Source organism: Streptomyces tendae, assembly GCF_014650435.1.
GTDB lineage: Bacteria > Actinomycetota > Actinomycetes > Streptomycetales > Streptomycetaceae > Streptomyces > Streptomyces tendae.
The window spans coordinates 239,516-252,213 of sequence record NZ_BMUY01000009.1 but is presented as its reverse complement, the minus strand read 5'-3'; the positions used below and the strand labels follow the sequence as shown (position 1 = coordinate 252,213).

The 12,698-nt window shown below is 73.1% G+C and carries 11 protein-coding genes; 2 read left to right on the top strand and 9 right to left on the bottom strand.

All coding sequences use genetic code 11. From position 1 onward, the window contains the following. Positions 1–24: 24 nt before the first annotated feature. From cobT to IE258_RS24370, 6 genes are all read right to left on the bottom strand, one after another. Positions 25–3,690 carry a nicotinate-nucleotide--dimethylbenzimidazole phosphoribosyltransferase gene (gene cobT, locus IE258_RS24395; RefSeq protein WP_189746767.1) on the bottom strand — a complete coding sequence of 1,222 codons (3,666 nt, stop codon included), beginning with the start codon at positions 3,688–3,690 and terminating at the stop codon, positions 25–27. Positions 3,691–4,062: 372 nt separating this feature from the next. After that, complete coding sequence (gene cbiE / locus IE258_RS24390) at positions 4,063–5,289, bottom strand: precorrin-6y C5,15-methyltransferase (decarboxylating) subunit CbiE (protein WP_189746765.1); 1,227 nt, start codon at positions 5,287–5,289, stop codon at positions 4,063–4,065. Between the two features lie 118 nt (positions 5,290–5,407). Then, positions 5,408–6,046, bottom strand: a complete 639-nt coding sequence (locus tag IE258_RS24385) for a GNAT family N-acetyltransferase (RefSeq protein ID WP_189746763.1) — start codon at positions 6,044–6,046, stop codon at positions 5,408–5,410. A 170-nt stretch (positions 6,047–6,216) separates the two neighbouring features. Beyond that, on the bottom strand, positions 6,217–7,044 hold the full coding sequence (locus IE258_RS24380) for a MetQ/NlpA family ABC transporter substrate-binding protein (protein ID WP_127895688.1): 828 nt from the start codon (positions 7,042–7,044) through the stop codon (positions 6,217–6,219). A gap of 66 nt (positions 7,045–7,110) precedes the next feature. Further along, on the bottom strand, positions 7,111–7,848 hold the full coding sequence (locus tag IE258_RS24375) for a methionine ABC transporter permease (protein WP_189746760.1): 738 nt from the start codon (positions 7,846–7,848) through the stop codon (positions 7,111–7,113). Next, positions 7,845–8,909 carry a methionine ABC transporter ATP-binding protein gene (locus tag IE258_RS24370; RefSeq protein ID WP_189746758.1) on the bottom strand — a complete coding sequence of 355 codons (1,065 nt, stop codon included), beginning with the start codon at positions 8,907–8,909 and terminating at the stop codon, positions 7,845–7,847. Before IE258_RS24370 ends, IE258_RS24375 begins: the two co-directional genes overlap by 4 nt. A 661-nt stretch (positions 8,910–9,570) precedes the next feature. Between IE258_RS24370 and IE258_RS24365 the strand changes: the two genes are divergently transcribed. Further along, a complete protein-coding gene (locus IE258_RS24365) occupies positions 9,571–9,930 on the top strand; it encodes a hypothetical protein (protein ID WP_127895690.1) in 360 nt (119 codons plus the stop codon). A 1-nt stretch (position 9,931) separates the two neighbouring features. Then, complete coding sequence (locus IE258_RS24360; RefSeq protein WP_159325299.1) at positions 9,932–10,348, top strand: hypothetical protein; 417 nt, start codon at positions 9,932–9,934, stop codon at positions 10,346–10,348. Between the two features lie 34 nt (positions 10,349–10,382). On the opposite strand, the gene IE258_RS24355 is transcribed toward IE258_RS24360, so the two are convergent. The 3 genes from IE258_RS24355 to IE258_RS24345 all read right to left on the bottom strand — a co-directional run bounded on the left by IE258_RS24355 (position 10,383) and on the right by IE258_RS24345 (position 12,689). Then, entirely contained in the window at positions 10,383–10,880 is a 498-nt protein-coding gene (locus IE258_RS24355; protein ID WP_189747017.1) for a GNAT family N-acetyltransferase, read from the bottom strand. A gap of 57 nt (positions 10,881–10,937) precedes the next feature. Beyond that, positions 10,938–11,438 carry a sigma-70 family RNA polymerase sigma factor gene (locus IE258_RS24350; protein WP_189746756.1) on the bottom strand — a complete coding sequence of 167 codons (501 nt, stop codon included), beginning with the start codon at positions 11,436–11,438 and terminating at the stop codon, positions 10,938–10,940. A 75-nt stretch (positions 11,439–11,513) separates the two neighbouring features. Beyond that, positions 11,514–12,689 carry a glycerophosphodiester phosphodiesterase gene (locus IE258_RS24345; RefSeq protein ID WP_189746754.1) on the bottom strand — a complete coding sequence of 392 codons (1,176 nt, stop codon included), beginning with the start codon at positions 12,687–12,689 and terminating at the stop codon, positions 11,514–11,516. Positions 12,690–12,698: the final 9 nt, after the last annotated feature.

The window sequence follows — 12,698 nt, the reverse complement described above, 5'->3', positions numbered from 1 at the left end:
CCCGGGCCCCGCGTCGCGCGAGAGCTACTTCTCGGTGACGCCCGCCGAGTCGAACGTCGCCACCTCGTGCATGGCCCGCGCCGTGCTCTGCACCATGGGCAGGGCGAGCAACGCCCCGGTGCCCTCGCCGAGGCGGAGGTCGAGGTCGACCAGCGGACGCAGGCCCAGCTTGTTGAGCGCGGCGACATGACCGGGCTCGGCGCTGCGGTGACCGGCGATGCAGGCCGCGAGGACCTCGGGGGCGATCGCGCGGGCCACCAGGGCGGCGGCACCGGCGCTGACGCCGTCCAGGATCACCGGGGTGCGCAGGGAGGCGCCGCCGAGCAGCAGGCCGACCATGGCCGCGTGCTCGAAGCCGCCGACCGCCGCGAGGACGCCGACGGGGTCGGCCGGGTCCGGCTGGTGGACCTCCAGCGCGCGGCGGACGACCTCGGTCTTGCGGGCCAGCGTCTCGTCGTTGATGCCGGTGCCACGGCCGGTGACCTCGGCCGGGTCGGCGCCGGTGAAGACGGAGATGAGGGCGGCGGACGCGGTGGTGTTCGCGATGCCCATCTCGCCGGTGAGCAGCGCCTTGTTGCCGGCCGCCACCAGGTCACGGGCGGTCTCGATGCCGACCTCGATGGCCTGCTTGGCCTCCTCGCGGGTCATCGCGGGGCCTGTGGTCATGTCGGAGGTCCCCGCGCGGACCTTGCGGGGCAGCAGGCCCGGCATCGCTGGCAGGTCGGTGGCGACACCGACGTCCACGACGCACACCTCGGCGCCGACCTGGGTGGCGAACGCGTTGCAGACCGCGCCTCCGCCCAGGAAGTTGGCCACCATCTGGGCGGTGACCTCCTGCGGCCAGGGTGTGACGCCCTGGGCGTGCACGCCGTGGTCGCCGGCGAAGACGGCGACGGCCGCGGGCTCCGGGATGGGCGGCGGGCACTGCCGGGACAGTCCGGACAGCTGGGCGGAGATGATCTCCAGCATGCCGAGCGCCCCTGCGGGCTTGGTCATGCGCTTCTGCCGTTCCCACGCCTCGCCGAGCGCCTTGGCGTCCAGCGGGCGGATCTGCGCGACGGTCTCGGCGAGCAGGTCGTGCGGCGCCTCGCCGGGCAGGGCGCGACGGCCGTACGTCTCCTCGTGCACCACCCAGGACAGCGGGCGGCGCTTGGACCAGCCGGCCTGCATCAGCTCGGGCTCGTCCGGGAACTCGTCGACGTACCCGACGCACAGGTAGGCGACGACGTCCAGGTGCTCGGGCAGGCCGAGGGCGCGCACCATCTCGCGCTCGTCGAAGAAGCTGACCCAGCCGACGCCGAGGCCCTCGGCGCGGGCGGCGAGCCAGAGGTTCTCGACGGCGAGCGCGGAGGAGTACGGCGCCATCTGCGGCTGCGTGTGGCGGCCGAGGGTGTGGCGGCCGCCGCGGGTCGGGTCGGCGGTGACGACGATGTTGACCGGGGTGTCGAGGATGGCCTCGATCTTCAGTTCCTTGAACTGCTTGGCCCGGCCCTTGGGCAGCGACTTCGCGTACGCGTCGCGCTGACGCGTCGCCAGTTCGTGCATCGCCCGGCGGGTGTCGGCCGAGCGGATGACGACGAAGTCCCAGGGCTGCGAGTGGCCGACGGACGGCGCGGTGTGCGCGGCCTCCAGGACGCGGAGCAGCACCTCGTGCGGGATGGGGTCGGCGCGGAAGCCGTTGCGGATGTCGCGGCGCTCGCGCATGACCTTCAGGACGGCCTCGCGCTCCGCGTCGTCGTAGGCGGGGGCCGCCGGGCCTACGGGCTGCGGTGCTTCGGCGGCTGCGGCGGCTTCGGTCGTGCTCCCGTGCGGGGCTTCCTGGGGGGCGGGGGCTTCCTGGGAGGCGGGCTCCGCGTCGGGCGCTTCCGCCTCCGCGGTCGCCTCGGTCGCCTGGGCGGCTTCGGCCACGTGGTCGTCCTCGTTGGCGCCCCGGGTGTCCAGGTCGTCGACGCTCTGGACGAGTTCGGGGTCGGCCTCGCGCGGCGCCGGTACCGCGGCGACGGCCTCCTCGGCCACCGGGGGCGCGGCGACGGGCTCCGGTGCGGGGGCCTCCGGCGGGACCAGGACGGCCTCGGGCGGCGTGGGCGCGAGGTGCGGCGTGGTGGGCACCTGGCCACCGTCGACGGGCAGGAACTCGCCCACGGGCTGGGCGGGCTGCGGTTCCTGGGCGACGGGGGCGGCCGGGGCGACGGCGGCCTGCGCGGGCACGGGTTCCGCCGTGCCGTCGGCCACGGCCGCGGCCTGCTCCTCCTCCTGCTCCTGCTCCTGCTCCTGCTCCTGCTCCTGCTCCTGCTCCTGCTCCTGCGGCATGTTGGCGTCCATGAGGGACTGAGGGCCCTGGGCGGCCTCCGGCTCCGGGGCCGGTCCCGGGGACGGCTGGGGGACGGCGAACTGCGGCGCGGGCGGGGCGTCCGGCAGCGCGTGCGGTGCCTCTTCCGCGGCGGGCCGTACCTCCGCGTGCGCGGGCTGAGCGGGCTCCGCCTGGTCCGGAGCGGGCTGCTCCGGAGCCGGGGACGGCTCGGGCTCGGCGCCCTCGGGCACGGCCGGCTCGGGTGTGTCCGCCTCGGGCTCCGCGGCGGCCACGGACGCGTCGGACACCTGGACGTCGCCGTGTTCGGGCGCGGGAGCCTCGGAGGGCGGGGCGTCCTGTGCCGCGGGCGCCTCCGGGGCGTCGGCCACCGGGAGTTCCTCGACTCCCTGCGGTGCCGCTGCCGGGGCCGGGGCCTGCGCCGGTACTTCGGCCGGGGCCTGCGCCGGTGCTTCTTCCGGAGCCGACTGCGCGGGAGCCTCCTGGGCTTCCGCAACCGCGGTGGCCTCCTGGGGCCCCGCGCTGTCCTCAGCCGCCTGGACGGGCTCGGTCACGGGCTCGGCGGGAACCGGCTCGGGAACAGCCGCCGGTACGGCTTCCTCCGCGGGTCCGGTGACCTGCTCCGCGTCGACCGGCGCCGCCTCCCGCGGTGCGGGCGCCGCCTCTTCCGGTGCGGGCGCCTCCTGCGGTTCGCCGGGCTCGCCGGGACCCCCGGACGTCCCGCCCGTCGCCGCCACGGCCTCCGTGGCCACCCGGGTCACGAGCGCCTGGGCCGCGCCCACCGGCTCGGCCGACTGCTGCTCCGGTACCGGAACAACCGTTTCCGCATGCCCCGCCCCGGCGTTCACCGGGACCTCCTGGGCCTCGGCCGCCGGTTGCGCTCCCCAGGGTGCCGCCGCCTGCGGGGTCGGCACGGCGGCCTGCGGCACGTCGAGGTACTCGGGCCCCGCGGCCGGCGGGGCGGGGTGCCGTACCGGCGCGTCGGCGGGGCCGCGGTCGGCGAGTGAGCGCACCGGGCTCGCGGAGGTGTCCGGGATCGGCGGACCGAGGTGGAGGGGCCGGCGCGGCGGGACCGGGGCGGACGCGGGGTCCTGCGCCGGGTCGGGCAGCCGGACGCCACCGAGGTCGACCGAGCCGCTGTCGCGGCCGGACATCTCGTGCGGGCCGGGCTGGTGCACGGTCTCGACGACCGGCTCCGGCGCCGGCGGCGCGACCTCGTTGCCCCAGGCACTCTGGGCTCCCGGCAGCAACAACAGGTCCTCGTCCTCGGCGGTGGCCTCGGAGAGGTAGGTGTACGCGCCGGGTGCGGGGACGCCCGGCTGCTCCACCATGCCTGCGTTCTCCGGCAGCCCCTCGCCCGGGATCTGGCCGGTGTCGGTCATGCGTAACCCCTCGCCCATCGGTTAGTGCTTCTACGACCAGCTCACCCGGGACGGCGCACCGACCGCCCGTAGTGAAGAACGAGCGGGCGTGCCCAGCGGCACGAACGACCCGCGGGAAAAGACGACAAAGCCATTGAGTGGCATTGTCGCGGTCGTTCCCCCGCCACGACAGCTTGATCCGCGACGGCCCGCTGTGGACTGCGCCACGTTGCGCGTCCTCCGGTTCTGCCGTACCACACCCGCCCCCGAAGGGACGGGTTTTTACGGACATCGACCGACGAACTGCCGGGTGTCCGCATGCGGTACAACAATCCGCCAGCCTACCCCGAGCGGTATGAACAACCGATCACGGGGCGCGGTCACCGTGGGGCCTCAGCGGGGTGCTTCGCGCCGCACGATCTCCCCGCTGAGCAGGAACGCGACGCTCCGCTCCGTCTCCGTCCAGGCCCGGGTGTCGAGTCCGACGGACTGCAGCAGGGCGCACTCGACGCGGTAGCCGTGCTCCGTCAGGTCCCTGCCGACGAGTTCGGCCGCGTCCCGGGTCGCGGCGTGCGCGACGATGCGCTGCGGGCGGCGGTCCGCGACCGCGGAGACCACGGCCGCTCCCCCGCCGCCGACGCGGACGACGTCCGGTTCGGGGAGGTTCTCCAGGATGTGCGGCGCGCTGCCGTGCACGGTCTGCAGCTGGACCCCGAAGTGCCGGGCGGTGGCCTCGGTGCGGGCGCAGGCGTCCCGGTCGCGGTCGACCGCGATCACGGCGGCGCCGCCGCGGGCGGCCTCGGTGGCGAAGGCGCCGCTGCCGCAGCCGATGTCCCACACGAGGTCGCCGAGGCGCGGTCCGAGCCGGGCGAGTTGGGCGGTGCGCAGCAGGTCGGTCTCGCCCTCGCCCAGTGCGCCGCCGTAGGCCGCGGCGGGCAGCGACCAGCCGCGGGGGCCGGTGGCGGGGTCGCGGCCGGCGATCCAGCCGGTGCCGTCGCCTGCGCCGGCCGGACCGGCGCTGCCGCCCGCCACGATGACGACGTTCGGGTCGCGCCAGGTGTGGTCGGCGGCCTTGTCGGAGGTGACCACGGTGACCCGCTCGCGGGTGGTGCCGAGTTCCTCGCAGATGACGAAGGTGCGGTGGACGCCCTCCATCAGCAGGCCGAGTTCGGCCGGTCCGGCGCCCGGTGAGGTGAGTACCGCGACTTTGGTGTGGGCCCGGCACACGTTCACCGCGCGTCGCAGGGTGCGGGGGTGGGCGACGACCACATGTGCGTCGTCCCAGGGCATCCCGGCACGGGCGAAGGCGGCGGCCACCGAGGAGACGGCGGGGACGACCTCCACCTCCAGGCCGAACTCGGGCGCCCGCAGGGTGCGTACGACACCGAAGAAGCCGGGGTCGCCGTCGGCCAGCACGACCGTCGTGCCGCGGTGGGCGGCGAGGCGGCGGGCGGCGAGGGCGACGCTGCCGAGCCGGATGCGCTCGGCGGTGGGCGGTACCTCGGGAAGTGCCAGGTGGTGTGCGGCACCGGCCACCAGGGTGGCGGCGCCCAGTGCGGAGCGTGCCGCGGCGGTCAGCGGCGAACCGTCCCAGCCGATCACCGTGACCCGGTCGGCCATCGTCGTCAGTCTCCAGGGTTTTCGCAGGTCGTGGTCGCGGAACCGTCGCGGGCGCGCCCCGTGAGGGTACCTGGTGCGGCCTGGGGCCGGGGTGGTGGCGCCGGACGCCCCCCGTGTATCAGTTCCAGTCGGTGAAGGTGGTGAAACCGTCGGTGTCGGTCAGCTGTCCGGTGGTGCCCTCGAGGTCCTCCGGCAGCAGACTCCACACGATGAAGTCGGTGCGTACGTCCGTCCAGACGCCGTCGTCGGTGCGTACCCGGGCTATGCAGGCGCCCCGCAGCACACCTTCGCTGATGCAGCCGATCTTCTGGGCGACCTGCTGGGAGGCGGTGTTGTCGGCCGCGGTGCGCAGCTCGACGCGTTCGAACTTCTGGTCGCCGAAGAGCCACTGGGCGGTGGCGAGCGCCGCCTCGGACGCGTACCCCTCACCCCGGGCCCAGGGGGCGACTATGTACGAGAGTTCGGTGGCCCTCACGTGCCAGTTGGTCTTGCTGAGCTGGATGACACCGACCAGTCGCTGGGTGAGGAACTCGGTGACGGCGAGGTCGAGCCCCCGGCCCGCGGTGCGCTCGGCGGGGGCGTACTCGCCGATCCAGGTGGCGGCGTTGTCCTCGGTGAAGGGCTGGGGGACGTGGGTCCAGGCGGCGACCTGCTCGTCGTTCATCATCGCGGCCAGCGCGGGTACGTCGTCCTCGTCGAGGGGGCGCAGCACCAACCGCTCCGTGCTGATGGAGATGTTGGGGAAGGTGCTCGTCATGCGCCGCTCCGTAACCTGGGTAACCGTCAGGGCCTGCTCGAACTGCCCAGCATGCAGCATGAAAGCACTCAACCAAACCACCGGGACCGCCCCGTGAGCACGGAGCGGACCCGGTGGGTGACGCGGTGTCCGGCCCGCACGGCGGACCGGAGGGAGCCTGGGCGTCGGGCTCAGAAGGAGGGCAGGACCGCGCCGGCGTACTTGTCCTCGATGAACTTCTTCACCTCGGGCGAGTTGAGGAGCTTCGCGAGCTTCTTGACGCGCGGGTCGTCCTCGTGGCCCTCCTTCACGGCGAGGAGGTTGCTGTTCGGGTTGCCCTTGGCGCTCTCCAGGACGAGGGCGTCCTGGGCGGGCTTCAGGTCGGCCTCGATGGCGTAGTTGCCGTTGACGACCGCCGCGTCCACGTCGTCCAGGGAGCGCGGGGTCTGGGCCGCCTCCAGCTCCTTGAACTCGAGGTTCTTCGGGTTCTTGGTGATGTCGGCGGGGGTCGCCGCGGTGCCGACGCCGTCCTTGAGACCGATGATCCCGTTGGCGGCGAGCAGCTGCAGGGCGCGGCCCTCGTTGACGGTGTCGTTGGGGACGGCGACGGTCGCACCGCTCTTCAGGTCGTCGGCCTTCTTCACCTTGTGGGAGTAGAGGCCGAGGGGCTCCAGGTGCACGTCGACGACGGACACGATGTGGGTGCCGTTCTTCTTGTTGAAGTCGTCGAGGTAGGGCTGGGTCTGGAAGTAGTTGGCCCCCACGGAGCCGTCCTCCGTCGCCGTGTTCGGCGTGACGTAGTCGGTGAACTCCTTGACCTCGAGGTCGAGGCCCGCGTCCTTGGCCAGGTTGTCCTTGACGTAGTCGAGGATCTCGGCGTGCGGGGTGGGGCTCGCGGCGACGACCAGCGGGCCCGAGGTGTCGGAGGCGGAGTCCTTGTCCGAGCCGCAGGCGGACAGCCCGAGGGTGAGGGCTCCGGCGGCGAGGACGGCGGTGGTGATCTTGGCGGTGTTACGCACGAAAAGTGCCTTTCCTGAGGTGGTGCGGCCCCGCCCGGTACGGCGGGGAGTCTGATGGGGGCGCGGTCAGGCGACCTTGCCGACGTCGGCCGCGGCGGGCTCCTTGGCCCTGAGCAGCCGGAGCCTGGGGGCGGCTCCGCCGCGTCCGCCGCGGCGGTGCAGGGTGCGGGCCGCGTAGTCGCCGGCGAACTGGATGAGGGAGATGGCGACGGCGAGGAGCGCGACGGTGATCCACATGAAGCCGGGTTCGAAGCGCTGGTAGCCGTAGCGGACGGCCAGGTCGCCGAGGCCGCCGCCGCCGACGGTGCCGGCCATGGCGGAGTAGCCGATGAGGGCGATGATCGTGGTGGTGGTGGAGGCGATCAGGGAGGGGAGCGCCTCGGGGACCAGGACCTTGCGGACGATGGTCCAGGTGTTGCCGCCCATGGACTGGACGGCCTCGACGAGCCCTCCGTCGACCTCGCGCACGGCGGTCTCGACGAGCCGCGCGAAGAACGGGATGCCGCCGATGGCGAGCGGCACGATCGCGGCCTCGCTGCCGATGGTGGTGCCGGTGACCCAGCGGGTGAAGCTCATCAGGGCGACCATGAGGATGATGAACGGCATCGAGCGGCCGATGTTCACGATCTGCCCGATGACCTTGTTGACCACGACGTTCTGCAGCAGGCCGCCGCGGTCGGTGAGGACGAGGAGCACGCCGAGCGGAAGTCCGACGACGACCGCGATCAGGGTGGACCAGCCGACCATGATCAGGGTCTCCCAGGACGCCTGCTCCAGCAGCGGCTGCATTTGCGACCAGGTCACTTGGCACCTTCCTTCACCAGCGAGGCGGACGTGGCAGGCGCGGTGGCGGCGTCCGGCGTCTCGTTCACCACGTCGATCTGCAGGCCCTGTTCGCGCAGGAAGCCGACGGGCACGACGTTGTCCTCGTAGCGGCCGGGCAGTTCGATGCGCATCCGGCCGACCTGGAGGCCGCCGACGGCGTCGATGGCGGCGCCGAGGATCGATATGTCGATGTTGTAGGTGCGGGAGAGCTGGGAGATGACGGGCTGGGTGGCGGCCTCGCCGTGGAAGGTCACGTCGAGGACGGTGCGGTCGTCCGCGGAGGCGTCGCCGCCGACCGGGAAGAGCGCGGCGGCCAGTTCGGAGCCCGGGGTGGCGAGGAGCTCGCCGACCGTGCCGGACTCGACGATGCGGCCCCGGTCCATGAGGGCGGCCGAGTCGCAGATGCTCTTGACGACGTCCATCTCGTGCGTGATGAGCAGGACGGTCAGCCCGAGCTGCCGGTTCAGGTCGCGCAGCAGCTGGAGGATGGAGCGGGTGGTCTCCGGGTCGAGGGCGCTGGTGGCCTCGTCGGAGAGCAGGACCTTGGGGTCGCCGGCCAGGGCGCGGGCGATGCCGACGCGCTGCTTCTGGCCGCCGGAGAGCTGGGCGGGGTAGGCCCCCGCCTTGTCGGCCAGGCCGACGAGGTCGAGCAGTTCCAGCGCCTTGCGGGAACGTTCCTTCCCCGACTTTCCGAGGATTTCCAGCGGCAGTTCGACGTTGTCCCGCACGGTCCGCGAGGAGAGCAGGTTGAAGTGCTGGAAGACCATGCCGATACGGCTGCGCGCCTCGCGCAGTTCCCGGCCCGCGCGGGGGCCGCGGCCGGCCAGCGCCGTGAGGTCCTGCCCGGCGACGGTGACCGTGCCGGCGGTGGGGCGCTCCAGGAGGTTGACGCAGCGGATGAGCGAGGACTTGCCGGCGCCGGACTGGCCGATGACGCCGTACACCTCGCCCTCGCGGACGTGCAGGTCGACGCCGTCCAGGGCGGTGACCTCGCGGCCGCGTGAACGATAGACCTTGGTGAGGCCCGATGTGGTGATCACGTGGGTTTCCGTCACTGTCGAGTGCGCGGCGCGGTGGTGTGCGCCGGGCACGGGGCGTTGTTCTTCGGGTTCTCGGGGCCCTTCGGAACGCGGCACGGTTCTCGCGGTGGCGGTGCGCCATGGCGGTGGGACCGGGGAGAAACGTGTGCGCGGGGCGTGGCTCGGCCGCGTGCGCGTGGGGCGCGCGGGCATGAGCGGGCGCTCGCTTCGGGGCGCGAGGCTCAGGTGGTGCGGGGGCCCTCTAGAAGGCGCACATTCGGCGGCACATACAACGAGCACCGGGCGTCGTCGTCGCCTCGGTCGCAGGGGTGCGGTCGCTCGTGGTGCTCATGCGGATCAGTAAAGCAGACGTATGCCCGCGGCCGGAGACCGCTGTCCGGATACTGGACAGGTGTGGACGGTGGATGGCCGCTGGGGCGCTGATCGGCCCCGGACGGCGATCTCCGTTCCGCCCTCGGTGACCAGTGCCGACAAGGCCGAGAGGCTGGTGGCCGCCGGGGCGGCGTCGCGGTCGTCGGCGCGGGGGGTTGTGGCCAACGCCACGGTCCGCGGGGTCGGTGGCGCGTCCGGCCGGGAGCGCGGCGTGGGGCGTCCGAGCATCGTCGCCGTCCCTGCGGGGCCGGGGGCGGCGGGCCTTTTGGGCCGTAATAGGCTCGCTGCCATGCTTGACGTCCTGACGCTGGTGACCGGCGTCGCCGCACTGCTGCTGGCCGCCTGGTGCGGCTGGGCCGCCTACCGCGACCAGCCGACGAAGGACTGGCACTTCATCGGGATGGCCGTGGTCTCGGCGCTGGCGCTGATCCAGCTGGTGGTCGGGGTCGTGCAGCTGGCGCGGGGCGAGGAACCGGAGCAGGGCACGACGATCTTCGTGGCGTATCTGCTGGGTGCCTTCGCGTGTGTGCCGGCGGCGGGCTTCATGTCGCTGGCCGAGCGCACCCGCTGGGGCTCGGTGACCGTCGCGGCCGGCGGTGTCGTCCTCGCCGTCCTGGAAGTCCGGCTGTTCGACATCTGGGGAGGCTGAGATGGTGGTCACGCAGGAGAAGCGGACCGGGCAGCGGCTGATCGCCGGGCCCGGCATCCTGCTGGTGTGGCTGTACGGCGTGATGGTCGTCGGCGCGGTGTCGCGGTCCGTGTACCAGATCGCGACGGAGTTCGACCGGGCCCCGCTCGCCTACGCGCTGTCGGCTCTCGCGGGCGTGGTCTACGGGTTCATCACCTACACCCTGGTGCGCGGCGGCGAGACGGCCCGCAAGGCGGCGCAGGTGTGCTGCGCCGCCGAACTGGTGGGCGTGCTGACGGTCGGCACCTGGACGCTGGTGGAGCCGTCGGCCTTCCCCGACGCCACCGTGTGGTCGGACTACGGGATGGGTTACCTCTTCATTCCCGTGCTGCTGCCGCTGTCGGCCCTGTACTGGCTGCGCCGGGCCCGCACCGCGTAGCGGTCGTGCCGGGGCCCGGCGGGCCGACGGCCGCTCAGGCCGTGGTCGCGTACGTCTCCGCGGGCTTCTCCAGGACGATCATGGGTACGCCGTCGGTGCCCTCGGCGGTGCCCACCGTCTGGTAGCCGACGCGGCGGTACAGCCGCAGGTTGCCTTCGCTGCGGTGCCCGGTGTGCAGCCGGAACCGCTTGGCGCCGCGCTCCTCGACCAGCGCCGACTCGGCGGCCCGCAGCAGCCGGGCCCCGATGCCGTGCCCCTGGAGACGGGGGTGGACGCAGAGCTTGCCGATGGACGCCGCCCCGTCCTCGGTCACCCGCCCCCGCACCGAGCCGACGACCTCGTCGCCGAGCCGCGCCACGAAGACGCAGTCGCCGGCGACCTCCTCGCGCACCGAGTCCAGGCTCTGGACGAGCGGGTCGATGCGGTAGTTGGCGTACAGCGCGGCCTCGCTCTGGAAGCAGAGGTACTGCAGCCGGAAGATCTGCTCGGCATCCTGTTCGGTCGCCGCCGAGATGGTCACGCTCATGCCCATGTGCGCATGCCTCCCGCTCACCTGATCACCTGTAGTCCCCCACTCCTATCCCCGTCCTCAGCCGGCCGCAACCTCCGGAGTCAGCAATCGACGCAGACATCCCAGACATCGGGAGCGTTCCGGACCAAGACTGCCCTGTGAGATACCCAACTCCCCCGCGATTTCCCGGTATGTGAGGTCCCTGGGCGACAACAGGGCTTCCATCAGGCGGGGGCAGCGGCCCGGCAGCCGGCGCACCGCGTCGCGCAGGGCGCGGCGGCGGGCCGCGGCGAGCGCGAGCCGCTCGGGCTCGTGGGCGTACTCGGCAACACCGGCGGGTTCGGTCCCGTACGGCCGCTCGTTGCGGGCCGTGCGGCGGGTGCGGCGGGCCTCGGTGCGGACGGCACTGCGCAGCCAGCGGTGCGGGTCCGGGGGTGGGCCGTCGACCGCCAGGCGTTCCAGCAGGCGCAGCCAGACCGCCTGTTCCAGGTCGCCGGGCTCGGTTCCGGACGCATATGCCTCGGCCGATGCCTCGGCGGTGAGCAGCGGGCGCAGGGAGGTGACCAGGTCGTGCGTCATATGCACATCGACGCGGCCGCCCGGGCGGCGGGTTGCCCGGGCGGCCGAAGGTTCACCCCAACCGGGGGCGGTCGCTCAGTCGTTGACGTCCTCGCGGGCCAGCACACCCGTGTCCGGGTTGTCGGTGAAGATGCCGTCGATACCGGTGGCGAAGTACGTCCGGAACGCGCCGAAGACGTCGCCGTAGGCGTCGGGGTCGCTGCCCTTGCGGAACTCCGCGGGCAGGAAGGGGTTCTCGTTGCGCATCGTGTAGGGGTGCAGGATCAGGCCCGCGCGGTGCGCGTCGCGGACGAGCGTCGTCGGCTCGGTGAGCCGCCCCGCGGAGTCCTTCGGGATGATCAGGTCCAGGGTCGGTCCGATGCCCTGCGCGTAGGAGGCGATCTCCTTCAGCCCCTTGGGCGTGACGAGGTCGGCCGTGGTGCGCGGGTCGCCGGTCTCGACGAAGTCCCACGGGCGGCTGTTCGCGCCGGACAGCAGGACGGCGAGGGGGTTGCCGACCAGCTTGTTCATCCGCTGGATGCTGGTGGGCTCGAAGGACTGGATGATGACGGGCGAGTTCTTCCGGTCCTTGCCGTACTTGCGCAGCAGCCGTGCCAGCCGCTCCTCCGTGCCCAGGCCCAGCTTGCGGAAGTAGGTGGGGTGCTTGAGCTCGGGGTAGATCCAGACCTGCTTGCCGCGCCTGCGGGTCTGCTCGTTCTGCCAGCGCAGCACCTCCTCGAAGGTGGGGATCTCCCAGCGGCCGTCGTAGAGGGTGTTGTGCGGGCGGTTGGCCGGGATGCGCTCGGTGGCGCGGAGCGTCTTGAGCTCGGCGAGCGTGAAGTCCTCGGTGAACCAGCCGGTGGTGGAGACCCCGTCGAGCAGCTTGGTGCGCTTGCGGTCGGCGAACTCCGGGTGGGCGGCGACGTCCGTGGTGCCGCCGATCTCCGGCTCGTGCCGACAGACCAGGTGACCGTCCTTCGTGGGGACCAGGTCACCGGCCTCGACGATGTCGGCGCCCAGGTCGAGGGCCAGTTCGTAGGACCCGAAGGTGTGCTCGGGGCGGTAGCCGCTGGCGCCGCGGTGACCGATGACGGTCGGCACGGGCAGGCTCTCGACCCCGCCGCCGTGTCCGCCGCCGTGCCGGGTGCCGGCGGCTCTCGCCGTGCCGGGCAGGCCGAGTACCGCGCCGCCCGCGCCGAGCACCGCCGCCCCGAGGAGCGCCCGCCGTCCGGTGCCGCCGCCCGCCCGCTCGTCCGACTCCTGCGTTCCCATGGGGCCCTC

Bases quoted from the DNA above. Each gene is read 5' to 3' on its own strand.
- cobT (WP_189746767.1), bottom strand. From the start codon at position 3,690: ATGACCGACACCGGCCAGATCCCGGGCGAGGGGCTGCCGGAGAACGCA.
- cbiE (WP_189746765.1), bottom strand. From the start codon at position 5,289: ATGGCCGACCGGGTCACGGTGATCGGCTGGGACGGTTCGCCGCTGACC.
- IE258_RS24385 (WP_189746763.1), bottom strand. From the start codon at position 6,046: ATGACGAGCACCTTCCCCAACATCTCCATCAGCACGGAGCGGTTGGTG.
- IE258_RS24365 (WP_127895690.1), top strand. From the start codon at position 9,571: ATGCTTGACGTCCTGACGCTGGTGACCGGCGTCGCCGCACTGCTGCTG.
- IE258_RS24360 (WP_159325299.1), top strand. From the start codon at position 9,932: ATGGTGGTCACGCAGGAGAAGCGGACCGGGCAGCGGCTGATCGCCGGG.
- IE258_RS24355 (WP_189747017.1), bottom strand. From the start codon at position 10,880: ATGGGCATGAGCGTGACCATCTCGGCGGCGACCGAACAGGATGCCGAG.
- IE258_RS24350 (WP_189746756.1), bottom strand. From the start codon at position 11,438: ATGACGCACGACCTGGTCACCTCCCTGCGCCCGCTGCTCACCGCCGAG.
- IE258_RS24345 (WP_189746754.1), bottom strand. From the start codon at position 12,689: ATGGGAACGCAGGAGTCGGACGAGCGGGCGGGCGGCGGCACCGGACGG.